The sequence below is a fragment of the Paenibacillus sp. FSL R5-0887 genome (assembly GCF_038002305.1).
Lineage (GTDB): Bacteria > Bacillota > Bacilli > Paenibacillales > Paenibacillaceae > Paenibacillus_AQ > Paenibacillus_AQ odorifer.
In genome coordinates this window covers 3,417,668-3,443,742 of record NZ_JBBOCE010000001.1, presented here as the reverse complement: position 1 = coordinate 3,443,742, position 26,075 = coordinate 3,417,668, and the positions used below count along the sequence as shown (strand labels likewise).

Here is a 26,075-nt window from a genome sequence, read left to right as displayed (position 1 = left end):
ATTGACGGGGAAGGTTTATTTGGTAGGTGCAGGTCCCGGGGACGCAAAGCTGATTACTGTGAAAGGCCTCGAGTGTATCCAAAAAAGCGACGTGCTGGTGTATGATCGCTTGGCAAGTCCTAGATTGCTGAAATGCATGAAACCCGGCGGGGAGAAGATCTATGTAGGCAAGCTGCCGGATCGCCACACGATGAAGCAGGAAGAGATTAATCAATTGTTAGTTGATTTGGCTTTACAGGGGAAAACAGTGGTGCGGCTTAAGGGTGGGGACCCTACGATTTTTGGCCGGGTGGGTGAAGAAGCGGAGCTGCTGCGCAAAAATGGGATCTATTACGAAATCGTACCGGGCATCACGTCAGCGATCAGTGTACCTGCCTATGCGGGTATACCTGTTACGCACCGCGATCATGCCTCTTCCCTATCGATTATCACCGGGCATGAGAGTCCGGATAAACTGGATCATTCCATTCATTGGGATAAAGTAACGAACGCCACGGGAACGTTAGTGTTTCTAATGGGCGTAGCTAAAATAGGTTATATCAGCGCTCAGCTGATCAAGCACGGGCGGCCGCCAGAAACACCAGTGGCACTTGTGCGCTGGGGCACCCGCGCGGATCAGGAGACGCTGACGGGAACCCTCGCCGATATTGAGGCGAAGGTGAAGGCGGCGGATTTTCAGCCGCCGGCAGTCATCGTCGTCGGCGACGTGGTGCTGCAGCGTGAGCAGCTGAAGTGGGTCGAGGCGATGCCGTTATTCGGCAAACGCATCGTGGTGACACGGGCTCGCAGCCAAGCAAGCGAGCTGGTGGATAGAATTGAAGAACTCGGCGGGGAACCCTATGAGTTCCCGGTGATCGAGACGATCATGCCGGAAGGGGCAGAGAAGAAGGCGAAGATTGCTGCGGCGTTTGGCGCGCTGGAATCGTACGACTGGGTATTCTTCACTAGCCCGAACGGCGTGGATTTTTTTTGGCGCCACTTGGCGGAGCTGGGGGCGGACATTCGCGGGCTACACCGCGCGCGTATTGCAGCGGTGGGGCCAGGCACAGCCGCCGCGCTGGCGCAGCGCGGGGTGATTGCTGAAGAACTTCCGGCAAAGTTTCAGGCGGAAGGTCTGATTGAGACGTTCGGTCCCCAGCTGCTGCCGGGGCAGAACGTGCTATTGCCGCGCGGCGATCTGGCGCGGGACTGGCTGCCGGACAAGCTGAGAGAGCTTGGCCTTCAGGTGACAGACGTGGATACTTATGAAACGGTTGTCACGGGTGAGGATGACGACGAGCTGCTGAAGCTGCTAGAGGAAGGTCGCGTTCACGCGGTAACCTTCACCAGCTCGTCAACCGTGCGTAATTTCATACACATCCTGAAACGGATGGGGCTTGAAGATCCGCTCCCGCTGCTTGCAAATGTGAAAATCGCCTGCATCGGCCCGTTAACGGAGCAGACTGCGGTAGACGCGGGACTGACACCGGGACTCTTGCCTGAAGAGGCAACCATAGATAGTTTGGTGCAGGAGCTCTGCCGCTGGAATGCGGAGACTCAGCTGCAGTAGCGCTCGGATCGAGGATAGAACGAAGCAATAGTTTACTGGTGAGCTTAACTTACGTAGCTTGCTTTCTGGTGGGAAGGTAAAAGCTGATTACTCCGCGGGGAGAGTAGTAGCTGTTCTACGGAGAAAGGCAGTGCCTGCTTAGAAATATAGCGCTCAGCTTATAATTAGTTACATTACAGGCTAGAGTTTTGTTCGTGGTTACTAAATAGTTCGTAGTTACATGTGAGTTCGTGGTTATTAAATAGTTCGTGGTTACATGTGAGTTTAGAGTTTGTTCGTAGTTACTAAATAGTTCGTGGTTACATGTGAGTTGGTAGTTATTAATGAGTTCGCGGTTACTTTTACTAACTAACATTTGTTGGTTTACTCGCCGTTATATCTACGCTCAAAAGTGCCACATCGCTACCTTCAAGTAACATATAAATTGAACTCCGAACGTAGTGACTTATGGAGTCCGGAGGATAATATTTGGTTGTAAACTAACTGGTATGTAGAGAATATGCAGTAGGTTAATGTGAGCAGATCTGCTTGAGGTTTAGGTTTAGTTGTACTTTATACAATTAAATTTCCTATATATCAGCTAAAGCCGAGTTTAGTTGTAGTATGTGCAATTAAATATCCGCTAAATGAGGAATCTTCGCACTTTTGTAATAAATAACTGTAGAGAATGCAACTAAAGCTTACAATTAGGACAAAACATCGAGATAGTTGCACAAACTACAACTATACGCAGTTAGCTAGTGGTCGGCGGTTTGGTTGTAGCTAATTTAGACTTGGCTGCGGCTAGTTGTAGTTTGCTGCCAGACACATAATTTGGTTTTATATTTTATTTTTCAGGAGGATGAACAAATGAGCTTTCCAATTACACGTCACCGCCGTTTGCGCGGCTCTGCTGGAATTCGTGGCATGGTGCGGGAGACGATACTGAATGTGCTGGATATGGTACAGCCTATTTTTGTGACTTATGGAACAGGTGTGAAGAATGAGATTAGCTCGATGCCGGGTGTGTATCATTTTTCGCTGGATACGTTAAAAGCAGAGGTGGACGAGATTGCCGCACTAGGCATCCCGGCTGTATTGTTGTTCGGGATTCCTGAGACGAAGGATGCTATCGGTTCTTCCGGTTTTGCAGAGGATGGAATTGTGCAAGAGGCTACTCGCTTGATCAAGCAGTGGTACCCAGAGCTGTTGGTCGTTGCAGATACCTGCCTTTGTGAATTTACGGATCACGGACATTGTGGAATGGTGCATACGCATACGGTGAATGGTGTGGTCCATGGCGATGTTATCAACGATGCCTCGCTGGAGCTTTTGACTCGTACGGCGGTATCCCAAGCAAAAGCTGGAGCAGATATTATCGCCCCTTCCAACATGATGGATGGATTCGTTCACGCAATTCGTGCGGGACTTGATGAGAACGGCTTTGAGCATGTGCCGATTATGTCGTATTCGGTCAAATATGCTTCGGCATTTTATGGCCCTTTCCGCGAAGCAGCGGATTCAGCACCACAGTTCGGGAATCGCAAAACATATCAAATGGACCCTGCCAATCTGCGCGAAGCACTCCGTGAAGCAGAATCCGATGTGCTGGAAGGCGCGGATATGTTAATGGTGAAGCCAGCTCTGGCTTACCTAGATGTGATTCGTACGATTCGTGATCAGTTTGATCTTCCTTTGGTGGCTTATAATGTGAGTGGAGAATATTCCATGGTAAAAGCAGCGGCATTGCAAGGCTGGATCGACGAGCAAGCCGTTGTGCTGGAAATGCTGACGGGCATGAAACGTGCTGGTGCGGACATTATTATTACTTATTTTGCAAAAGATGCAGCCCGCTGGCTGCGCGGCTAATCTTCATCACACCGACATCGCGGCAGCTAATATATGTTTGTACAAGCTTGTGTAACCAAGAAGAGAATAGGAGTGAAGATACATGAGTAATGTGCCAATGGCGCGTAAAGAGGAAGCGTCCCGGAAGGCTTTTGATGAAGCAAAACAATATATTCCCGGCGGGGTGAACAGCCCTGTACGGGCGTTTAAATCCGTAGGTCTGACTCCGATTTATGTGGATCATGGGATAGGTTCGCGTATTTTTGATATCGACGGCAACAGCTTTATCGACTATGTGCTCTCATGGGGTCCGCTGATTATGGGTCATGCGCATCCCGAGGTTGTGAAGGCATTGCAGGAGACGGCGGTAAAAGGGACAAGCTTTGGCGCTCCAACGCTACTCGAAACGGAAATGGCAAAAACCGTTGTTGAACGAGTGGCATCTGTAGATATCGTACGCATGGTTAACTCTGGAACGGAAGCTACGATGAGCGCGATTCGTTTGGCACGTGGTTACACTGGACGCAGCAAAATCTTGAAATTTGAAGGCTCCTACCACGGTCACGCGGATAGTCTGCTTATTAAGGCTGGCTCTGGTGTAGCTACATTGGGCTTGCCGGATAGCCCGGGTGTCCCAGAAGGCGTTGCAATGAATACCATTACGGTTCCTTACAATGATTTGGAGTCCACTCAGATTGCTTTCGAACGTTTTGGCAATGAGATTGCCGCAGTGATCGTAGAGCCGATTGCCGGCAACATGGGCGTGGTTCCACCGCTTCCAGGCTTCCTGGAAGGGCTTCGTAAATTAACTTCTGACAATGGTTCGCTGCTTATTTTTGATGAGGTTATGACAGGCTTCCGTGTTAATCGTGGCTGTGCTCAAGGCTTGTTCGGGATTACTCCGGATATTACTTGTTTTGGCAAAGTTATCGGCGGCGGACTTCCAGTGGGTGCTTATGGCGGCAAAAGAGAGATCATGGAGCAAATCGCTCCTACTGGACCGATTTATCAGGCGGGCACACTTAGTGGTAATCCATTGGCGATGGCAGCCGGATATACTACGCTCAAGCTGTTGACCCCGGAAGTATATGATCGTCTGGAACAATTGGGTGCACGTCTGGAAGCGGGTTTGAAAAAGAATTCAATTGAGACTGGCATTCCGCTCACTATCAACCGGGTTGGATCGATGGTTTGCCCATTCTTTACTGAAGGACCTGTAATCAATTTTGAAACGGCTAAGTCCAGTGACACGGATCTTTTCCGTCGTTATTTTGGTCATATGGTAAACCAAGGCATCAGTGTGCCACCTTCACAGTTTGAGGGGATGTTCATATCGGCTGCACATAGTGAGCAAGATATTGATGATACCATTGAGGGCCATTATAATGCCCTGAAGGCCCTTTGAGCATCGGAGCCGGAGAAAGAACCGGTGGTGGCGCTTGGACCCGGCGTGGAGAGTGGCTGGAGGTAACACCCGGCAAAATCATTACTGGAGCCGAGGATACGCAGGCAACGATTGACAAGTGGCTGTTAGAAACTGTAGGCATGCCCGAGAAACTTCATCTGCGGTTACGCCGCGAGGGAGGCATTCAGTGGAAAGGCGACCGGCTTCGGCTGGCGCTTTTTCCCGATCGTGAAGCGGGGCTTGAACCGATATGGGAAGAGCTTGAGGTGCTGTATGAGGATGATTTTTGCCTGGTAGCTCATAAACCAGCTGGGCTGGCGGTACATCCAGATGGCAGTGGAACAGGTGTAACTCTGGATCACCTCGTAGCTGCGCATTATATCACTTCCGGCGAAAATGTGGCTGTGCGCCATATTCACCGCTTGGACAAAGATACAACGGGTCCGGTGATGTATGCGAAAAATGAGTTCGCACAGTTAGTCCTGGACGAGAATATGCGTGAAAAAAGCATCTCGCGGCACTACGCCGCGATCGTTGAAGGCATCGTGCCGCCTGCGCTTAAGGTGATCGATGCCCCGATTGGGCGCGATCGGCATCACGCTGCGCGCAGACGGGTCTCGCCCGGCGGACAATCTGCCGTGACGCGAATCATCGAGCGCGAGGCACTGCATGGCGGAAGCCTGGTGCATGTGCAGCTGGAGACTGGACGGACGCATCAGATTCGCGTTCATCTCAGCCATATGGGTCATCCCTTGTATGGGGATGAACTATATGGCGGTCCGGTTTGGGCTTCCAGCGCTGCCGGCCGCCATGCCCTGCATGGCGAGGCATTGTCCTTCCGCCATCCTTGGAGCGGAGAACAGCTGGAAGTCAGCGATCCGTGGCCGGAGGATATGCTGCAGCTGCGAGAGCTGCTGTCTGAAGCACCCTGACAGATACGTAAGTGGCTAAGGAACAGTAGAATCAGCAAAAGCTGGTTCTGCTGTTCTTTTTCTATTTTTTCAGAAAAAAAACATCTATCCATGTCTTATTAATAAAAGCAGCATATAATACTTTGTTCTTACGAAGTAGTGCATCTATCAGCAGGCTGAAGGTTTGGTGAGCTCTTAAATTCATGAAATTTATTAGCATCCTGTCCGGTTAGTACTACCAAAGTTGTCATGCCTCTCTGTTTGAAGCATATACATGTGGGGAGTAACATTTTGGGCTTATGCTCTGGGCCTGTCTCAGGGTTAGATTATGCCAAGAAGGAGGACATATCCCGTGTTTGATCAGTCCCACGGCTTGCGGTTTGATATTTACGAACGCATTCACCTTTCGGAAGAGCTTCCGGGAATAGCTGAGCTGGAGGAGGTTGAACTACTTCCGGAAATTCAGGTGATTCAGCGGGAGGATCGTGCCGAGTTATATGGTCAGCTGTTGCTTACCGGGCTTTACCGGAGTGAAGATGACCGAACACAACGTCTGGAGCATGCCATTCCCGTGGAAATCACTGTTCCGCTTACACGCGTCAGCTCGATTGAAGATATTGGGGTAGAGATTGAGAATTTTGATATCGATCTGCTCACGATGCGCACTGTGAATATAACAGGCGTATTATCGCTGCGGGGGATCGGTGGTGCGGACCCTCAACCTCAACCAGCCTGGCAGCAAGAGGAGTATACAGTCGCCTATTCTCCTGTGAATGATGACAGGGTAGAAGCTACTGCGGAGCTACAAGAACAGGAAAATGATGCGCTTTATGAAAATTCTCAGTGGACCTTTGGTGAGGATGCCTCACAGGTTGCTGTAGAAGAACATGAGCATGCCGAAGCGAATGAACAGGAAGCAGAAGAATCATTAGTCTCAAGTGGAGCCGCTCATACGTCCCCTGTAGTCAATTTCTCATCCGGTCAGGAGAAGGACAAGGGAGCTAAGGCACGGACACATAGTCTGGAGTCCCAAGTTGAGGATGCTAAAGCGGGTTTATCCGATTACTGGTTTAAAGCCGAGGCCCAGAACAAAGAGGTTGAGGTGTCTCAGCTGAATCAAGCAAGCTATGTGAGCGAAGAGAACCAACAGTCGGCAGAGGAATATTTTACTCCTAGAGAGACCGCTGTTCCAGCCGTTAGTGCAGATGCAATTCAGGATATCCCTGTGTTCGTTTCTGAAAATGAGGCTAATAATGCGCTTCCTAAGCAAGAAGAGAATACTGCGCCGATTAATGAGAATGCGAACGAAGTTTTTGTTTCACAAGAGAGTGTGGCTTCTCATGAGGAGAAACAAGATCTTAAGATCGCCTTGGGCAGTAAAAAAGAAGCAGAAATTCCGGAAAAAGAACATCTCACCTTCTCCTCTTTACTAAGCTCCAGTCGTGTCCGTAAAGAGCAGGAAGCTCTGCAGTCGGATGCAAACACATCTGCAGCAGTGGACGTTCCAGAGGTTGGCAATAATACGGAATGGAAGAGCAGATTCATTGCCAGCGCGGATGGAGCTAACATGTTCCGCAAAGTTCGGCTGTGTATTGTGCAGCGTGAAGAAACACTGGATACCATAGCAGAGAAGTATCAGCTAAGTGCGCGGGAGCTGGTAATGTATAATCGCTTATCCGGGCAGAGTGTAGAGGAAGGTCAAGTGTTGTACATCCCGTAATCGAATCGTGATGCGTACACACATGAATAGGTGAATCCCGATCAGGTATTAGGATCGGGATTTTTGCTGTTTCATTGTTGGAAGGGATGCTTCAGAAGAAATAAGTCGAAATTCAGCCTAAAGTCCCGCTGCAAAGGCGTATCCAGGTTGACTAGGGGGGGCTCAAAATGTATTATGGAGTAAGCAATATCTAAGTAAAGACTGGGAACGGGAAGAGTAGGCGGTCAGCCCTTCAGAGAGCGGAATTGCAAGTGCTGTGACATTCCGTAGGAAACAGCCCCCGAAGTCGCCCCGGAGTCGCCCTTCTGAGCTTATCTTCATACCTGTGAAGGATAAGTTAGGTTGTGGCCGGTAGCAGCCGTTATCTGTACGAGTGTCGCGCTAAGCTTCTGAATCCGTAGGGTAAGAAGTGTAGTTTTATTTTTCATTGGCGCGAAACAAAGGTGGTACCGCGAAAGAATGACCTTTCGTCCTTTGAGACGAGGGGTCTTTTTGTTTTTTTCAGAGACCTGTGTGCTCTATACAGCAACTTATTAACAACTATAAGCAACTACAAGTAAACTAGTGGAGGTATCAGAGAATGGCTGACCAAAACCATCTAACAGCGGCAGATGCTGCTGCTACGAATGAATCTAAAAACGAGATGCCAACAACGTATGATCCGAAGGCAGCAGAACAGAAATGGTATTCCTACTGGACAGAGGGCGGATATTTCCGTGCAGGCCAGCGTCCGGATGCTCAGGCCTATAGCATTGTGATCCCGCCGCCAAACGTAACGGGAATGCTGCACATCGGGCATGCGCTCGATTTCACATTACAGGATATCCTGATTCGTACTAAACGGATGCAGGGCTTCGATACGCTTTGGTTGCCAGGTACGGACCACGCAGGTATTGCAACACAAACGAAGGTAGAGCAGAAGCTGCGCGAGCAGGGGATTTCCAGACATGACCTCGGACGTGAGAAGTTCCTGGAGCAGGTGTGGGATTGGAAAGACAAATACGCGAACACCATTCATGAGCAGTGGGCAAAAATGGGACTTTCCCTTGACTACTCCCGCGAGCGTTTTACCCTCGATGAGGGTTTGTCGAAGGGAGTTCGCGAGGTATTTGTTAAGCTTTATAATAAAGGCTTGATCTATCGCGGTAAACGTATCATCAACTGGGACCCGGCGGCTCGTACGGCGTTGTCGGATATCGAGGTTGAATATAAGGAAGTTAACGGTCATCTGTACCACCTGCGTTACCCCCTTAAAGATGGCAGCGGACATATCACTGTAGCGACCACACGTCCGGAGACGATGTTGGGTGATACGGCAGTTGCTGTTCATCCTGAGGATGATCGTTATAAAGATCTGATTGGTAAAACGCTGATCCTGCCGATTATCGGCCGGGAGATTCCAATTATCGCTGACGAGTATGTAGATAAAGAGTTTGGCAGCGGTGCGGTTAAGATCACGCCAGCTCATGATCCAAATGACTTCGAGGTAGGTCAACGGCACAATTTGCCGCAGATCAACGTAATGGATGAGAGCGGTACGATGAACGAAGAAGCAGGACCTTACCAAGGTCAAGACCGGAGTGAATGCCGTAAGGCCATCACGGCGGATCTGAAGGAGCAAGGCGTTCTGATCTCTATTGAAGATCATGTGCATCAAGTTGGACACAGTGAACGTTCAGGAGCGGTTGTTGAGCCTTACCTGTCCACACAATGGTTCGTGAAGATGCAGCCGCTCGCCGAAGCTGCCATCAATGCACAGAAGGATGGTAATGGGGTTAACTTTGTACCTGAACGGTTCGAGAGAACCTACCTGAACTGGATTGAAAACGTACGCGACTGGTGTATTTCCCGTCAGCTTTGGTGGGGACATCGTATTCCGGCTTGGTATTCTGAATCTACCGGTGAGCTGGTTGTGGCGAATGACGAGGAAGAAGCGCGCCGGATCAGCGGCTTAACCGACCTGAAACAGGACGAGGATGTGCTGGATACTTGGTTTAGCTCCAACCTCTGGCCGTTTGCAACCCTAGGCTGGCCGAATGAAGACAGTGCAGATTTCAAACGTTACTATCCGAACGATGTGCTTGTAACAGGCTACGATATTATTTATTTCTGGGTAGCGCGGATGATCTTCTCGGCACTGGAATTCACCGGAGAGAAACCATTCTCGGACGTATTGATGCATGGTTTGGTACGGGATGCTGAAGGACAAAAAATGTCCAAATCACTCGGCAACGGTGTAGATCCGCTTGAGGTTATCGAGAAGTATGGCGCAGATGCTATGCGTTATATGATTTCTACCGGCAGCACAGCGGGTCAGGATTTACGCTTCCGCTGGGAAAAGGTAGAGCAGGCGCGTAATTTCGCTAATAAGATCTGGAATGCGTCACGCTTCGCCCTCATGAATCTTGAAGGAGTTAGCTTCGAGAATATTGACATTACTGGGGAGCTAACTACGGCTGACCGTTGGATTTTACACCGCCTGAACGAAACTTCTCGTGAAATTACGCGTCTAATTGACTCGTACGAGTTCGGCGAGACCGGCCGCCAGCTGTACAACTTCATTTGGGACGATTTGTGTGACTGGTATATTGAGTTCGCGAAGCTGTCGCTTTACGGAACGGATGCCGCAGCCAAAGCGAAGACACAGTCCGTACTTGCTTATGTACTCGACCGCACGATGCGCTTGATCCATCCGTTTATGCCGTTTATTTCGGAGGAAATCTGGCAGCATCTGCCGCATGAAGGAGAGACAATTACTTTGGCTGCTTGGCCTGAGTATGATGCTGCTCTGGAGAACCCGCAAGCGGTAGCGGAAATGAACCTGCTGATGGATGTAATCCGGGCAGTTCGTAATATCCGTGCTGAAGTAAATGTACCGATGAGCAAAAAGGTTGATTTGATTATTAAAGCGAGCAATGAGGAAACGCTGAGCATCATTACTCGTAACGACAACTACATCGGACGTTTCTGCAATACCTCTTCTTTCGAAGCTGGCCTGAATCCGGAAACGCCAGACAAGGTAATGTCCGCTGTAGTAACGGGAGCGGAACTGCTTCTGCCTTTGTCGGGGCTGATTGATATTGAACAAGAAATCGCTCGTCTGGAAAAAGAAGTGCAGACGCTGAACAGCGAAGTAGAACGCGTAGAGAAAAAATTGAGCAATCAGGGCTTCGTGGCCAAAGCTCCCGCAAAAGTTATCGAAGAGGAGCAGGCGAAGCAGGCGGATTATTCCGCCAAACGTGAGAAAGTACTTGCCCGCATAGCAGAGCTGAGAGGATAAGAGACATGGATGACCTAAATCGGGGCGGGAGCACCGCCCCTCTTGCGACATATACCGAAGCGGTTAACTGGATCAAGGGCCTGATTCCTTTTGGAATCCGGCCAGGTTTAGACAGAATTGAGATGTTGATGGACAAGCTGGGAAACCCGCACCGTCGGCTGAAATTTATTCATGTGGCGGGTACGAACGGCAAAGGCTCCACCTGTGCTTTTTTGACAAGCGCACTTTTGCAAAGCGGCTATTCCGTCGGCACCTTCACGTCTCCGTATATTACGAAGTTCACGAACAGGTTCCAATATAATAATACGGACATTCCTGAAGAAACTCTTCTTGAGCTAGTGAATACCCTTCGTCCTTTGGTAGATGAGATTGCAGAAACGGAATTTGGCTCACCAACGATGTTTGAGGTAACTACAGCTGTGGCCATTCTATTTTTTGCGGGTGTTTCTTGTCCGGATGTTGTCGTATGGGAGACTGGGCTTGGGGGAAGGCTGGATGTAACGAACATCGTTACTCCGATCGTGTCGGTGATTACAAATGTCGGCCATGACCATATGGATATTCTGGGAGATACGCTTGAGAAGGTTGCAATGGAGAAAGCCGGGATTATCAAACCCGGTGTACCAGTTGTTAGCTGCGTAAATCAACCGGAAGTCGTGGCTGTACTCAAGGAGAAAGCGGCGGCTTGCCGCTCTACTCTTTATCTTGCCGGAGAAGATTTTAGCTATGAAGCTACTGGAATCCATGGGGATGTGCAGACCTTTAACTTTAAGGGTCCCTTCCGTTCGCTTGAACTTGGGATTGTGATGAAAGGCGAACACCAGATTAGCAATGCGGCGGGAGCCATGATGGTTCTTGAAGTTTTGCGCCAGTATATGGCGTTCATGCTAGAGGATGAAGATGTTCTGGAAGGATTGCGTCATGCATTTTGGGCTGGAAGGCTGGAAGAGGTAAGTAAATCTCCGAGGATCGTACTGGATGGAGCACATAATCCGGAAGGCGCGGAGAGCCTTGCCAAAAGCCTGCCACAGCTCTATAAATACGGTAAATTAAATTTACTTATGGGAATGATGGCAAATAAGCATCATGAATCCTACTTTAAGCATATACTGCCTATAGTGGATACGCTCATCCTGACCGAACCGGATTTCCAGAACAAAATGGACGCGGAGCATCTGCAGGTTATCGCAGAAAGTCTGCGGGATAAATATGCCAAGGAAAACTTGGTAATCATAGTAGAACATAATTGGGGAAAAGCGCTGCAACAACTGAAGTCGATTACAGCGGAGGATGACCTTGCCGTCGTATCTGGTACGCTGTATTTGATTTCTGACGTGCGCGGTACACTTTTGCAGCAACCCGATACTGAAAAAGGCTGGTGACGACTGTTGGATACTACTGAACGTGTGCATTTTATAGGGATCGGCGGCTACGGTATGAGCGCGATTGCCCGAGTAATGCTAGAAATGGGATATACGGTTACGGGCTCCGATGTGGCTGCCCAAGAATTGACGGATAAATTGATTGCTAAAGGTGCCAAGATTTATATTGGGCATACAGCAGAACAAGTAAAAGGTGCGGATCTGGTCGTGTACTCTACGGCTTTGTCCAGCGATAATGTGGAATGGGTGGAAGCAGAGCGTCTTAAGATTCCAATTCTGCACCGCTCACAAATGTTAGCCCGTTTATTGAACGAACGTAAAGGGGTAGCTGTTGCCGGAGCGCATGGTAAAACAACTACATCCTCTATGATCGCACTTGTAATGGAAGAGTGTGAAGTTGATCCTACGTATATTATCGGCGGAGAGATTATGAACGTCGGTACGAATGCAAAGGCAGGACAAGGCGATTATGTAGTGGCGGAAGCGGATGAGAGTGATGGCTCTTTCTTGCACTATCACCCTTGGCTTGGAATTGTCACGAATGTGGAAGCAGATCACTTGGAGAATTACGGCGGAGATTTTAACCGTCTCAAGGCTGCTTATGTACAGTTTATGAACCAGACCCGTGAAGACGGCACTGCGATTGTGTGTGCAGATGACGAGAACGTGATTTCTTTATTGCCTGAAGTGTCAGGTAAGGTGATTACTTACGGCATCAAGTCGAAGACTGCAGATTATATTGCCACAGACATCGTTCTTGGCGACCGTCAGGTTTCGTATACGATGAACCATAATGGCGTAGTATTGGGACAAATTGAACTATCCGTGCCAGGCCAGTACAATCTGTATAATTCAATGGCTGCGGTTATCGCTTGTTTGAAGTCAGGAATCTCTTTTGAAAAAATCGCTGAAGCGATCGTGAAATTCCATGGTGCGAAGCGCCGTTTTCAAGTGCTCGGAGAAGTCGATGACATTCTGGTCATCGATGATTATGCGCATCACCCAACTGAAATTCAGGCGACAATCAGTGCTGCTAAGGCAACGGGGAAACGGATTATTGCCGTATTCCAGCCTCAGCGGTATACACGTACGTTCTTCCTGCTAGATGCCTTCAGCCGCGCCTTTAGCGAAGCAGATGAGGTGATCATCACCGACATCTACTCTCCGGCAGGTGAGAAGCAGATTGAGGGGGTTACATCTGCGAAGCTGGTTGAGCTTATTGTGCAGAACAGTAACGCTGGTGCAAGACATCTGCCAACCAAAGAAGATGTGCTTGCTGATCTGAAACCTCGTATTGCCCCAGGTGACCTAGTGATTACGATGGGCGCAGGCGATATCTGGAAGGTTGGATACGCATTGGCGGACGGCTTGAAGAAGCGTTAATACAAACACAGGCCTACACGAGAATATTCATATTCTCTTGACCATAGCACTTCCCCCCGAGCTCCGTGCAGGGGGAAGTGCTTTTTTGTATACTTAAGCGGTGTATGTACATTCTAAAAAATGAAATAAATAGGGTATTTGCTGAACCAGCCATTGAGTGCTATAGTGCTGTCAGTAGAGGATCAATTTTTCCGTGTAGGTGGTGACTCATGGACTCCCAGCTTGATATCAAAACGTTAGTGTATTTATTTATTTTTGGAAATCTATTTATATTGCTGCTGATAACCAATTACCGGAGGAGCGCTCCTAAAGACAGGGCATCCACCTTATTCATACGCTCCAAGGCGGTGCAGCTGCTCTTCTGGTGTTCATTATTATTATGGGGTCATATCCCCCGCGCTTTATCCATTCCACTTAGCAACGCTTTGATTCTTTTAGGCTGCTGTCTGGAGATTATTGCTTTATTGCTGATGATGGGAATCCTTGGTCAGCGGATAAAGTTGTATTACATAACGCTTTCCATACTTAGTTCGATTACTTTTAGTATTGTTGCGATCTTCTTTCATCATTCCAGCTGGCGCATAGCCTGTACCTCATTATGGTCAATACTGTTTATTGTCTATCCAGCTTACCACCTCACGGTGAACCCCAAAGGCACCCCTCTTCAGAAGATACTCGGAATATTGTTTTACGCTTTTGCAGGGATTATGCTGCTCCGCGCGATTGTTGCATTGATCTGGGAGCCAGAGATGAACGTGTTCACAACTAATCTTTCGCAGTATTTATATTACCTGGGGATGTATTTATTGTTGATTGTGGGAGCCGCAGGCTTTATTCTACTTTCTAACGAGCATTCCTTTGTAAAACTGAAACGAATCGCTAGCTACGATGATCTGACTGGAATCCTTAACCGTGGAGCATTTCTTGAGGAAGCTGAGGTTCGGCTTGAGAAGGCAGTTGCTGAGCAAGAGTACTTTTCGTTTATGCTGCTGGATTTGGATCATTTCAAAGAAATCAATGATACATACGGCCATGATACCGGCGATGTTGTTCTGGAAGAATTCGCATTGACGATTAAGGACAACCTCGAAAACAGCGATTTATTTGGCAGGCTGGGCGGCGAGGAATTTGCAGTTATCCTTTGCGGGCTGGATGAAGCTAGCTGTGACCGGAAAGCTGAAGTGTTACGAAAGGCAGTAATGAAGACGCCTACACAAAAACTTTTACAAGGCTATACAGTTAGTATAGGTGTAATTACAATCATACCGGATCAGGAGATTTGGATAAATAAGCTGTACAAGCTGAGCGATAAAGCGTTATACCAAGCCAAACAAGAAGGAAGAAACCGAGTGGTCAGATACAATTATATTTATTGAGCTTAGAGAATACAGGGGGTGAAATTCACTAACATGCATCTGGATCTCAAGACACTGCTGGTCTGCCTCTTTATGTGGCAATCCTTTACGGTATTGCTTATTGTCGTCTATCGTTTGCGTTACGCGCAGGAACGGACTTCTACCTTGTTTGTCACGGCAAAATATTTGCAGCTGGCAGCTTTAATTCTCCTTTTGCTGAATGATTTCACAGACTCACGACTTCCCATTCCAATCAGTATGCTGCTTGCTTTAGCTGGAGGTACGCTGGAAAGCTTAGCGCTTCTGATGCTTCTCAGAGTTTTTGGGAGTAGGATTGAACGATATTATACGATCCTGTTCGGAGTATCCATTGTCATCGTAGTGCTACTGCATATAATTATGCCAGATGAGCGGTTGGTTATGGCTGCAACTTGTCTATTTGGGATTATGATCTTAGCGTTGCCAGCTTATATATTAGCTGTGAAGATTAGAGAGACCTCTCTCCAGCGAACCATAGGATTGTTGTACTTTGTTGTAATTTTAGCGCTGGTTAGCAAGGGACTTGAACCGTTTTATTCGATGTTAGGATGGAATGCACAGACCTCTCACTGGCTGCAGATATTTTTTTATCTGGGGATTTATTTGCTTATGTTCTTAGGAACTGCAGGAATCATGCTGCTTTATAGGGAGGATTCCTTTACAGAATTGGAACGGGTGGCCACTTATGATGTGTTGACAGGTATTTTGAATCGCAGATCCTTTGTACAGCGCGCCCGGCCTTTAATAGCTGCCTCAGCAATGAAGAAGCTGCCGTATTCTTTTTTACTGCTGGATGTGGATCACTTTAAACGCATAAACGATACCTACGGCCACAATACCGGCGACCACGTTCTAAAAGATCTGGCTCATAAAATAAAACAGCAGCTTGGCAATGGTGATCTGTTCGGAAGATTCGGTGGTGAGGAGTTCACTGTGCTGCTGCATAGAGCCGATGAACAAAACAGTGATATGATTGCAGAGCGGATGCGCACAGCGGTTACAGGGGCGGTCATTCATGGTGTGCCCTTGCATTACACGATAAGTGTTGGCATCATCACGGTGGATTCAGGTGAACGATACGCATTGAACACTCTTTACAAACTTAGTGACACTGCATTGTATCAGGCTAAGAAAAAGGGCCGGAACTGTGTAGTTAGAAGCTATGACAACTAAAGTGTCTTCCTTTCGACATTAAGCGAGGGAGATGCTTTTTTTGTATGCAAAGAGGCGTAGTACATATTACCTAAAGATTACGATTTCTATCCATAGAGCAATTCATGATTATGTATGGCGTAAAAAAAGGGGTTTTAGTCTATATTTTAGAAAATGTGGCGTTTTATAAGGGTAAATCGTGATAGAATTTTGGAAACTCAGAAAAAAACTTAAAAAATTTTAGACTTCTCCTATAAATCGACAAAACTTTTAATTGAAATGAGTTACTATTGAACTGCATCTAAAGTTTCAGTTAGTAGATGGGGGTTTTTATTACAAAATACAAGGAGCCAGAGTCATGCGAGAAAGAATGCTGTTCCTATCAGCCCAGAATCAAAGCGCAGAGGATCTAGAAGGAGAAATGAGAACAGGGAGTATTCTCGAGATTTTGCTTGGGAAATTTGATATAGATTTGCTGACGTACGGCAGTGCCAACCAAACCGTGTCTATAAATGAGCGGACGGCACTTACGGTTCATAACATTAATGAAGATTATACGACCTGGAGGCCAATGCTGCGCCCCTTACATAAACTGCGGAATTTCTCAAATTTAAGTCATATAGATAAAGATATGAAGAACACTATTTTGGAGCTTTGCCGTTCGAATAATTACAAGCATGTATTTATATCGCATGTCCTATTGGGTAAATGCATTGATATGGTGCGGAACTTGCTTCCAGAAGCCAGTGTGATCACAGATACCTATAGTTTTGCAAACGGAAGCGGAGGATCTGCCGGAGAGGCAGGAAAGTTAAGCAGGAAGAATCCATATAATAAACTCAATGCTGCATGGGATCGTAGGAATAAACGGCGATTAATGAATAAGACGGGACTACTTTTAGCAACCTCGGAATGGGATGCACTAGCGTTCAAATCTCTATCATTTGCCGATGCTCGTAAGGTTCATGTTGTCCCCCATTTCATCAAGATGAATGAGTATGAGACTTTTGCAGAGCCTGTGATTAAAGAAAATTCAATTGTGCTGCACTGGAATATGAATATGAGACTGGGAATAGATGCAGCCCGAGTATTCTTTAAAAAAACCTATCCCATGATTAAAGAACAAGTGCCTGATATCAAAAGTTACATTATCAGCTCAGAGGTTCACCCAGAGGTCATGACTTTGATTAAGGAAGATGAATCGGTCATAGTCACTGGACCAGTAAATTCCTCTACTGAATACATACGACGGTCTAAAGCTGTTCTGGTGCCTATCCTTGAAGGCTGCGAAGTTTCTAGAAATATACTGGAATCCTGGGCGCTAAAAACCCCGGTGGTTACTAGCTCAATCATGTGTGAGAAGCTGAATTGTGAGCATAACCGAAATATTTTGCTGGCTAATACCTCAGTTGAGGTTGTTGGAAGTGTACTGAATTTACTGAAAAATCCTGAGCTTGGCGCCATTATTGCGGATCGTGCGCATGAGACTTTGTTGAAGAATTACGAAATGAATCATGTTAAGAGTAAGATTCTTAGTCTTGTATAGAGGGTTGTCAGACATGATGCTTGCCGCTCTGGACAACAAATAACCCGCGAGGACCCTTAAAAGTCCTACGCGGGTTATTTGTTGACAGGATTTTAGAGTAAGTTGCGGCGCAGTTCTTCTGGTGATTTCGGAGACAACATCCCAAGTGGAATATCGAATACAGTACGCGCTCCGCTTTGACCTTCTTGACTCATACGCTGAGCAGCTCTGGCATAAGCCACAAGCACACTAGCTGTAAATTCAGGATTGCTCTCCAGCTTCAGGCCAAATTCAACAATTTGTTTCGTGCCTTCTCCTGTTACCCCACTGCGAATAACAAACCCGCCGTGCGGAATACCGCTATGCTGAGCTGCCAGTTCTTCTTCAGTGATGAAAGTAACCGTAGTATCATAATCTGCAAAATAGTTCGGCATATTCACAATTTCTTCGCGAATGCGCTCTTGATCTGCACCTGTCTCAGCTACTACAAAACACTCTCTAAGATGTTTTTCACGAGTAGTGAGTTCTGGTGTTTCACCCGCACGGATGGCCTCGATAACCTCTTGTACTGGAACAGTATATTGTACGCCACCTTTAACGCCTTCTACTCTGCGAATGGCATCAGAGTGACCTTGGCTGACGCCTTTACCCCAGAAAGTATATTCTTTACCTTGTGGAAGAATAGCTTCAGCTAGCAGACGGTTCATGGAGAACAGGCCTGGATCCCAGCCCGTAGAAATTACGCTGAGTGTTCCGCCTTGTTTAGCTTCGGCATCAACGGTCGCAAAGAACTCAGGGATTTTGGCATGAGTGTCAAAGCTGTCCACGGTATTAAACATCCGGGCAATAGCTGGTGTCTGTTCTGGCAGATCGGTAGCCGATCCTCCGCACAGAATCATAACATCTACTTTTCCCTTATATTGTTCGACGGCAGAGATATGCTCGAATTTCACACCGGTTTCACCGGCTTCTAGTTGTCCAGGCTCTCTGCGCGTAAAGATCGCAACCAGCTCGATATCTTCACTTTGGTTAATAGCCTTACGTACACCTTTTCCTAAATTACCGTAGCCCACAATTGCTGCTTGAATTTTTTGTTTCAGAAAAAGCCCTCCTAAACTGTAATGAACTAAAATCCTATTTCTAGCTTAACTAGTATAGTGCACACTTTTAGCTCTTTTTATATAGTATATAAAAGTTACATGTAATGTAAACTGAATCCGTATAACTTTCATTATTCATTTGGCTATAAAAATAGCATATCTCTCTATTGTCTATCATATATTTCCATATAGATTAGATGAGGTGAGGTGTTACTGTTGAATAACGGAAGAATGACATTCCGATTTGACGTGAATAAGGACGAGCCTAAGCCAAAACCGCAGGTAGTGGAGCGCTGGTCCAGTGGCGGACTGGGTACAGCTGAAGAATATGCAGAGGAGTTGCGCAAGGAGGTCGGTCCAGCACAGCAGCATACTTGGGTGCAAGAACCTGATCTACGTTCTACGCGTGAGGCACCGCCGGAGGATGCTTACGACTATTACTCAGGAACTGTAGATCCACGCCAGCAAGAATGGGACGAACAGGATAGAGATTTCAGAAATACGCAGCAATCGTATCTGCTCTCAGATTTGGTACTAGATGACAGAGATAAATCAGCAGAGGTTTACACGGGAGGTTATGGGGGCTCATATCATACTCGTCGCCCATCGTATTGGTGGAAATTATCCCTGTCTGTGGTGGGGGCCATCGGCACAGGTCTACTGCTTGGGTATGCGGCGCTTTCCTTTTTTTATGGAGGAAACATGGATAGTAGTTCAGGAACCGGGATAACAGATACATTGGCTACTTCAGGGCAGACTTCCGGAGCTAATGATCCAGCAGGTGTAGGAACCTCGGGATTGCCGGTTACGGGCACAGATGATGCTGGCAAAAACAGTATTCCTGTTCAAGTGGCTGCGCAAAGCTACTACCTGCTGCAGTATGGCGTATTCAGTACGCCGGCAGGCGCGGAACAAGCTAGACAAGAGCTGTTGGACGCTGGCTTGGCTGCGGGCTTGGACCCTGCTGACGGAAATCGTGTATATGCCGGAATGTCCTCTGACCGTGAACAAGCTAAGCTGCTCAGCAGTGGACTGAAGAATCAAGGGATTGAGCTTTATGTAAGAGAGGTGGATCTTCCCGGAGTGGAACGATTAGGATTTGCCGGAAATGCGGAGGCTGTGAATAGTTATTTTGCGGTGAGTGGACAGTTGCTCAGTGAACTAAGCAGTCAATCCGCTTCTTTACTCAGTGGCGGACAAACGGATGCGGCAGCTAATACCTCAGCTGTGAGTGATCTTCATCTCCAATGGAGTGAAGCTGTTAAAGCTCTGGAGCAAGGCATAACGCCTGAAGCCAAAAGCATTTGCGCAGCGCTAGAGAAATCTATGAGCCAAGGAATTTCAGCACTGAGTGAATATAACAAGAACAAGGCGCAAGCCCTGCTTTGGGAAGTGCAGGAATCCATGCTGAGCTTCTTGACCAGCCAAAAACAGCTGCTGTCTGCTATGAATTGAATGCTTGGATTGCGGATTCAAAATAACAACAAGTCTCCGGGGAATTGGGGGCTTGTTGTTTTTTTCGGAGAGGGGTATCGTTCCGCAACTTTTAGGGCAAAAGGTGGTAAACATTACCGTAGGGGATTTTACGTTTGTATTGATCACCGTTTCACCGTATAATAATTAGGGTGTCAAAAAATGGCGAGGGAAGACTGAGATGAAGAAGAAAAATGTAGGAACACTGCTGTTATTTCTAATTCTAGGCTGGCTGGCTGGAGCCTGGATCGCCAAGCTGCTGCAGCCCGTAAAGGCTCTGTCTTTTCTAACAACATCGACTGTGCTCAAATGGTCTCCGCGAGCCGATTTAGACATCATAACCTATGACATCACTATTCATTTGAAATTGTGCATGCTTAGTCTCGCCGGTATTATTACAGCTGTATGGCTGTACCGCAGACTGTAACTCTCGTTACTGAGCAAGAAGGGACGTTTACAACGTGGACAACTCACCACTCATTATTCTAGCCTCAGGTTCACCGCGTCGACGTGAACTGTTATCCTTACTGGGTTTACCCTTTGAGGTCATTACCAGCGAAGCTGATGAGAGCACACCGCCGGATTGGACGCCGGAGAGAATCGTGCGCAGTCTAGCTTTGCGAAAAGCAGAAGCCGTAGTAGCTACAGCCGGAGAGCGTAACGCAGTCATTATAGGAAGCGACACAATTGTTGTACTAGATAATACTGTGCTAGGCAAACCGGTGGACAAGCTGGACAGCAAAGCGATGCTTACCAGACTTCAGGGCCGAACTCATAAGGTATACACGGGTGTAGCCTGCCTCGGACTCCCGAATGGGAAGACTATAGTGGAGCACCGTGTTACTTCCGTAACGATGAGGGCAATGACTGAAGAGGAAATTGCTGCTTATATAGCTACGGGAGAGCCCGCTGATAAGGCTGGCTCTTATGCGATACAAGGGCTTGGGTCCATTTTGGTGGAACGAATTGAAGGCTGTTATTTCAATGTAGTCGGATTGCCTTTGTCGCTTCTTGGCGAAATGCTATCCGAGTTCGGTATAACTGTATTGAGCCGGTAGGAAGCCTGGGGAAAGAGGGATAGGGATGGAGTCGCAACCAATTATGCTGCGGGACCTCCCCCATGAAGAACGACCTAGAGAGCGCATGATGCATTATGGGGCGGAATCATTAAGTCAAGCGGAGTTGTTAGCCATTCTGCTGCGTACGGGAACACGCCGCGAGTCGGCTATTCATATTGCACAGCAGATGCTGGGGAAGATCGGTGGCCTGCGTGGGCTAGTTGACCTTAGCATCGAAGAACTGACCAAAATCAACGGTATCGGTCCTGCCAAGGCCGTACAACTAAAAGCAGGCATCGAACTGGGAAGGCGCCTTGCGAATTCCAGGTTCAATATGCCGGTCATTATCCGCTGTCCTGGGGACGCTGCTGAGATTCTGACTGAGCAATTGCGTTATTTGCAAAAGGAGCATTTTGTCTGTCTGTTTCTGAACACGAAGAATCATGTGATTGGACAAGAAACATTGTCCATGGGCAGCCTGAATGCTTCGATCGTTCATCCTCGTGAGGTATTCAGAGCAGCTATAAAATGCAGTAGCGCCTCTATTATATGCGCGCACAATCATCCTAGTGGTGATCCAACACCTAGTCCAGAAGATATTTCCCTAACTGCTAGATTGCTTCAGGCAGGTGAGATTATCGGAATAGATGTGCTGGACCATCTAATTATCGGAGATAGCAGTTTCGTAAGCTTGAAAGAAAAAGGACATATGTAATATAAATGTAGATTTACTTAGGAAAAGGAGAAATTAGCATGTTGGGTGGTTTCACAAAAGATTTAGGAATTGACTTGGGGACAGCGAATACGCTTGTCTACGTACGCGGTAAGGGCGTTGTTGTAAGAGAGCCTTCCGTTGTAGCCATTAACACTGATACTAAGACGATTGAAGCCGTGGGTGAATCCGCAAAAAAAATGATCGGTCGTACACCTGGAAATATCCGTGCGATCCGTCCGATGAAAGATGGCGTTATCGCTGATTTTGATACAACGGCTACGATGATTAAATATTTTATTCGTCAAGCACAGAAACAGCGTTCTATGTTCCAGCGTCACCCTAATGTAATGGTCTGCGTGCCATCTGGCATTACTGCTGTAGAGCAACGTGCGGTAGAAGATGCTACCAAACAAGCTGGAGCTCGTGAAGCTTACATTATCGAAGAGCCTTTTGCTGCTGCTATCGGCGCGGATCTGCCAGTATGGGAGCCTACAGGTAGTATGGTTGTAGATATCGGTGGAGGTACAACTGAAGTTGCTGTAATCTCGCTCGGCGGTATTGTTACTAGCCGTTCAGTGCGTGTTGCAGGTGATGAAGCGGATGAGTCCATCATTCAATACATCAAACGTCAATACAATCTGATGATCGGTGAACGTACTTCGGAGCAGCTCAAAATGGATGTTGGCTCTGCCCTTCCTCTTGAAAAGGCTGAAACCATGGAAATTCGCGGCCGTGATCTCGTAACAGGTCTGCCAAAAACACTTACAATTACTTCTGATGAAATCTGTGAAGCTTTGTCTGACACAGTGAATGCTATTATTGAAGCTGTTAAAGTAACGTTGGAAAAATGTCCACCGGAGCTTGCAGCAGATATTATGGATCGTGGAATTGTTTTGACAGGTGGGGGAGCCTTGCTTCGCAACTTGGATAAGCTGCTTGCACGTGAGACGGGAATGCCGGTTATTGTTGCTGAGAATCCACTGGACTGTGTAGCTATTGGAACCGGTAAGGCACTTGAGAACATTCATTTGTTCAAGAGCCGCAGCGGATCCAGTCTTCGTTCGAAGAGATAAGATGATGTTCTACCACTTGTGTAAGTCAACCCCTGTTATGGGAGAAATACTGTTGTTAGAGGGTGTTGAAACTGTTTAAACTCTTAAGCAATAAACGTCTGTTTATTCTGTTGATTACACTGGTGCTGTTCATTGTGGTAATGGGCTTCAGCTTGGCAACAAGGAAAGGCTTGTCCTGGCCGGAGAACTTTCTCAGAGATTCGACTGGTTTCGTGCAAAAAATGTTCTACAAGCCCGCTGGATATGTAGCGGGCTTGTTTGAAGATATTGGAAATCTGAGTGATCTTGCTAAAGAAAATGAACAGCTTAAAATTATGGCTGCCCAGTATGCACGTGATAAAGCCCAGTATAATTTCGTCAAGGCGCGGAATGACGAGTTGGAGAAAAATTGGAATTTCACTGAAGAACAGAAGAAATTGTATAAATATGAATATCGTATTGCACAGGTAATTAGCCAGACAACAGAGCCAAGCAATAGTACGATTGTTATCGATTTGGGCTCCAAAGATGGGGTTAGACCTAATATGTCCGTGATTTCAGTGGATGGTCTAGTTGGTGTTATCAGTAAGGTGAGCAATTTCACCTCCACGGTGAAGCTGATGACAATGATGGACACCAATGATCCTAATTCCCAGCCGCCTATTGCGGCAACTGCCTTAAATAAAGAGGGTAAATCCTTTGGGATGATTGAGAGTTATAATCCCGAGACGAACAGACTGCTGATGACTAAGATTCCACCGGGTGATCCTATTGCAGCGAAGGATACTATTCTGTCTTCCGGTATTGGAGGGTTATATCCAAGGGGATTGACAATAGGCACAGTTGAAAGCGTCGATGTTGGTGAATTTGGATTAACCTCCACAGCAGTGATTAAGCCTTCAGCAGAATTTCAGGACTGGAAGCAGTTGATTGTTGTGTTTACGGAGGAGCGTGCTGAATAGTGAATATGCGCAGATCAGTTCTTGTTCTGATACTGTTCCTCTTATTTATTGTGGAGGGAACCATCTTACCTTGGCTGATTCCAGATGTGTGGCAGATGCGAATCATTCCGAATTTGGTTTTTGTAGTGTTATTGTTCGTGACTATATATCATCATCGGCATACAGCACTTATATTGGGATTATGTTTTGGAATGCTGCATGATGTCGTTTTTTACGGCAGAATTCTTGGAGCACACTCTTTTGCGATGGGATTGTCGGCTTATTTAATCGGCCTTTTATTTCAGATTCCACGTGCTCCGCTGCCCCTTATGATGACTGTGGTTCTGCTTGGAAGTCTACTTGAGGATAGTATACTATTTGGTATCTATAGTGTATTTAATCTTAATCAAGAACCTTATAGCTGGGCGATTTTGAATCACATGCTGCCGACGATGCTTTTTCATTTTGCCATCGGGCTACTCTTCTACATACCGGTTCGGCGCCAGCTTGAGCTAATCAAGAAAGAAACGAATAAGGAAGAAGCGGCTTAAAGAGCTTCTATTTTCTTTCTATACAAAGCAGGAATTTAAGGGGCCCGGCACGAATGAATGAGGATAGGGGGCCAGGCATATGACAGTAAAATCCAAGCATGTAAGGATTAAGGGCATCAAGGATGGCCTGATATTCCTGCTAGACGACAAATGTCCCTTTGAAGATCTTCTGAGCGAGCTTCGCTATAAGCTGGAGCACAGCCATCAAAATATTTTAACTGGACCGATTGTACATGTGGACATAAAGCTGGGCAATCGTACCGTAACTGAGGAAGACAAGGAAGCTGTGCTGGAGATTCTTAAGGGACAGGGAAATCTGTTGATTCGATCTATAGAGGCGCTTCCAGCGCCCGGCGGTGAGGATAATGACGCATTGTTTCTGATGAGCGGAATTCTACGTTCCGGTCAGGTGCTGCACCATAACGGAAATCTTCTATATCTGGGGGATGTGAACCCTGGGGGGACCATAACCTGTTCAGGCGATATTTATATACTAGGTTCGCTAAGAGGGATGGCGCATGCTGGAGTAGACGGGAATGAGGAAGCGATTATAGCTGCTTCTTTAATGTCTCCAACGCAGCTGCGAATTGCCGATATTATTAGTCGTCCGCCCGATGAATGGGAAACCCGAGAAAGCAGTATGGAATTTGCATATTTAACAAACGGAGCTATGCAGATCGATAAGATTCATAATTTGGTCAAATTACGTCAGGATTTAAATGTGTTTAAAGGGGTGTAGCCTCCATGGGAGAAGCGATAGTCGTAACCTCGGGCAAAGGCGGAGTTGGCAAAACAACCACAACAGCCAACATTGGAACCGCACTTGCACTGCAGGGCAAAAAAGTATGTCTCGTCGATACCGACATTGGACTGCGTAATCTGGATGTAGTTATGGGGCTTGAGAATCGTATTATTTATGATCTTGTGGATGTAGCGGAAGGACGTTGCCGCCTTAATCAAGCGCTCGTTAAAGACAAGCGCTTTGATGAATTGTATATGCTGCCTGCAGCTCAAACAAAGGATAAAACGGCTGTCTCTCCTGAACAAGTAAGAGATATCATTCTTGAACTAAAGAAGGAATATGAGTATGTTCTGATCGATTGTCCGGCAGGAATCGAGCACGGCTTCCGCAATGCGATTGCCGGTGCGGATAAAGCGATTGTGGTTACCACACCAGAGCATGCCGCTGTGCGGGATGCCGATCGTATTATCGGACTATTAGAACAGTCGAGTGTGGAATCGCCGAAATTGGTGGTAAACCGTATTCGTCCAGGTCTTGTGAAGTCTGGGGATATGCTTGATATTGAGGATATATTACAGGTGCTGAACATTGATCTTATCGGAATTGTTCCGGATGATGAACTAGTCATTAAAGCCGCAAATAACGGAGAACCTACAGTTATGAATCCCGATTCTTCAGCTGCTATTGCCTATCGCAATATTGCACGCCGAATTCTAGGTGATGCTGTACCCCTGATGCAGCTTGACCGCAAACCGGGAGCATTTAAGAAACTTAAGAAATTTTTCGGCATGGCTTAATTTTTACTAAGCAATCCTATGATAAGAAGCATACACGGGTCCCACCAGTAGAGAAATCTATGGTGGGGCTTATTTTTTTTGAATAAATATGAATGTATGGCATTTCCGGGATTTAAAT

Annotated in this window: 21 protein-coding genes; 20 read left to right on the top strand and 1 reads right to left on the bottom strand. The window is 47.0% G+C overall.

The window, feature by feature from the left end; translation table 11 throughout:
* Position 1: 1 nt before the first annotated feature.
* The 11 genes from cobA to MKY14_RS15315 all read left to right on the top strand — a co-directional run bounded on the left by cobA (position 2) and on the right by MKY14_RS15315 (position 17,549).
* A complete protein-coding gene (gene cobA, locus MKY14_RS15365) occupies positions 2 to 1,549 on the top strand; it encodes a uroporphyrinogen-III C-methyltransferase (RefSeq protein WP_340011125.1) in 1,548 nt (515 codons plus the stop codon).
* A gap of 849 nt (positions 1,550 to 2,398) precedes the next feature.
* On the top strand, positions 2,399 to 3,397 hold the full coding sequence (hemB, locus tag MKY14_RS15360; RefSeq protein WP_076129402.1) for a porphobilinogen synthase: 999 nt from the start codon (positions 2,399 to 2,401) through the stop codon (positions 3,395 to 3,397).
* Positions 3,398 to 3,479: 82 nt separating this feature from the next.
* Positions 3,480 to 4,781, top strand: a complete 1,302-nt coding sequence (hemL, locus tag MKY14_RS15355) for a glutamate-1-semialdehyde 2,1-aminomutase (RefSeq protein WP_370511266.1) — start codon at positions 3,480 to 3,482, stop codon at positions 4,779 to 4,781.
* Positions 4,778 to 5,713, top strand: coding sequence for an RluA family pseudouridine synthase (locus MKY14_RS15350; RefSeq protein ID WP_256717565.1), 936 nt, complete (start codon positions 4,778 to 4,780; stop codon positions 5,711 to 5,713). The genes hemL and MKY14_RS15350 overlap by 4 nt, the downstream gene beginning before the upstream one ends.
* 331 nt (positions 5,714 to 6,044) lie before the next feature.
* Entirely contained in the window at positions 6,045 to 7,412 is a 1,368-nt protein-coding gene (locus MKY14_RS15345) for a LysM peptidoglycan-binding domain-containing protein (RefSeq protein WP_340976768.1), read from the top strand.
* 580 nt (positions 7,413 to 7,992) lie between these two features.
* Positions 7,993 to 10,692 carry a valine--tRNA ligase gene (locus MKY14_RS15340; protein ID WP_076297113.1) on the top strand — a complete coding sequence of 900 codons (2,700 nt, stop codon included), beginning with the start codon at positions 7,993 to 7,995 and terminating at the stop codon, positions 10,690 to 10,692.
* Positions 10,693 to 10,697: 5 nt separating this feature from the next.
* A complete protein-coding gene (locus MKY14_RS15335; RefSeq protein WP_076129399.1) occupies positions 10,698 to 12,074 on the top strand; it encodes a bifunctional folylpolyglutamate synthase/dihydrofolate synthase in 1,377 nt (458 codons plus the stop codon).
* 6 nt (positions 12,075 to 12,080) lie between these two features.
* Complete coding sequence (murC, locus tag MKY14_RS15330) at positions 12,081 to 13,457, top strand: UDP-N-acetylmuramate--L-alanine ligase (RefSeq protein ID WP_036685137.1); 1,377 nt, start codon at positions 12,081 to 12,083, stop codon at positions 13,455 to 13,457.
* A gap of 209 nt (positions 13,458 to 13,666) precedes the next feature.
* Positions 13,667 to 14,833, top strand: coding sequence for a GGDEF domain-containing protein (locus MKY14_RS15325; RefSeq protein WP_076129397.1), 1,167 nt, complete (start codon positions 13,667 to 13,669; stop codon positions 14,831 to 14,833).
* A gap of 33 nt (positions 14,834 to 14,866) precedes the next feature.
* Positions 14,867 to 16,024, top strand: a complete 1,158-nt coding sequence (locus MKY14_RS15320; RefSeq protein WP_076280013.1) for a GGDEF domain-containing protein — start codon at positions 14,867 to 14,869, stop codon at positions 16,022 to 16,024.
* 337 nt (positions 16,025 to 16,361) lie between these two features.
* A complete protein-coding gene (locus MKY14_RS15315; protein ID WP_340392681.1) occupies positions 16,362 to 17,549 on the top strand; it encodes a glycosyltransferase in 1,188 nt (395 codons plus the stop codon).
* 92 nt (positions 17,550 to 17,641) lie between these two features.
* Here the strand turns inward: MKY14_RS15315 and MKY14_RS15310 are convergent, their stop codons facing one another.
* Entirely contained in the window at positions 17,642 to 18,628 is a 987-nt protein-coding gene (locus MKY14_RS15310; RefSeq protein ID WP_340977056.1) for a diaminopimelate dehydrogenase, read from the bottom strand.
* Positions 18,629 to 18,844: 216 nt separating this feature from the next.
* Between MKY14_RS15310 and MKY14_RS15305 the strand changes: the two genes are divergently transcribed.
* The 9 genes from MKY14_RS15305 to minD all read left to right on the top strand — a co-directional run bounded on the left by MKY14_RS15305 (position 18,845) and on the right by minD (position 25,957).
* Complete coding sequence (locus MKY14_RS15305; protein ID WP_076194477.1) at positions 18,845 to 20,083, top strand: SPOR domain-containing protein; 1,239 nt, start codon at positions 18,845 to 18,847, stop codon at positions 20,081 to 20,083.
* A gap of 199 nt (positions 20,084 to 20,282) precedes the next feature.
* Positions 20,283 to 20,528, top strand: coding sequence for a DUF4321 domain-containing protein (locus tag MKY14_RS15300; RefSeq protein ID WP_036685144.1), 246 nt, complete (start codon positions 20,283 to 20,285; stop codon positions 20,526 to 20,528).
* Positions 20,529 to 20,562: 34 nt separating this feature from the next.
* Positions 20,563 to 21,159, top strand: a complete 597-nt coding sequence (locus MKY14_RS15295) for a Maf family protein (protein WP_076186081.1) — start codon at positions 20,563 to 20,565, stop codon at positions 21,157 to 21,159.
* Positions 21,160 to 21,184: 25 nt separating this feature from the next.
* On the top strand, positions 21,185 to 21,874 hold the full coding sequence (gene radC, locus MKY14_RS15290) for a RadC family protein (RefSeq protein WP_036685147.1): 690 nt from the start codon (positions 21,185 to 21,187) through the stop codon (positions 21,872 to 21,874).
* A 38-nt stretch (positions 21,875 to 21,912) separates the two neighbouring features.
* Positions 21,913 to 22,947 carry a rod shape-determining protein gene (locus MKY14_RS15285; protein ID WP_036685150.1) on the top strand — a complete coding sequence of 345 codons (1,035 nt, stop codon included), beginning with the start codon at positions 21,913 to 21,915 and terminating at the stop codon, positions 22,945 to 22,947.
* A 62-nt stretch (positions 22,948 to 23,009) separates the two neighbouring features.
* Complete coding sequence (gene mreC / locus MKY14_RS15280; RefSeq protein WP_076186079.1) at positions 23,010 to 23,888, top strand: rod shape-determining protein MreC; 879 nt, start codon at positions 23,010 to 23,012, stop codon at positions 23,886 to 23,888.
* Positions 23,888 to 24,418, top strand: a complete 531-nt coding sequence (gene mreD / locus MKY14_RS15275; RefSeq protein ID WP_081387283.1) for a rod shape-determining protein MreD — start codon at positions 23,888 to 23,890, stop codon at positions 24,416 to 24,418. Before mreC ends, mreD begins: the two co-directional genes overlap by 1 nt.
* Before the next feature lie 79 nt (positions 24,419 to 24,497).
* Positions 24,498 to 25,157, top strand: coding sequence for a septum site-determining protein MinC (gene minC / locus MKY14_RS15270; RefSeq protein ID WP_076280016.1), 660 nt, complete (start codon positions 24,498 to 24,500; stop codon positions 25,155 to 25,157).
* 5 nt (positions 25,158 to 25,162) lie between these two features.
* The gene (minD, locus tag MKY14_RS15265; protein ID WP_036685156.1) at positions 25,163 to 25,957 is read left to right on the top strand and encodes a septum site-determining protein MinD; all 795 of its coding nucleotides are present in this window, start codon (positions 25,163 to 25,165) and stop codon (positions 25,955 to 25,957) included.
* Positions 25,958 to 26,075 lie beyond the last annotated feature (118 nt).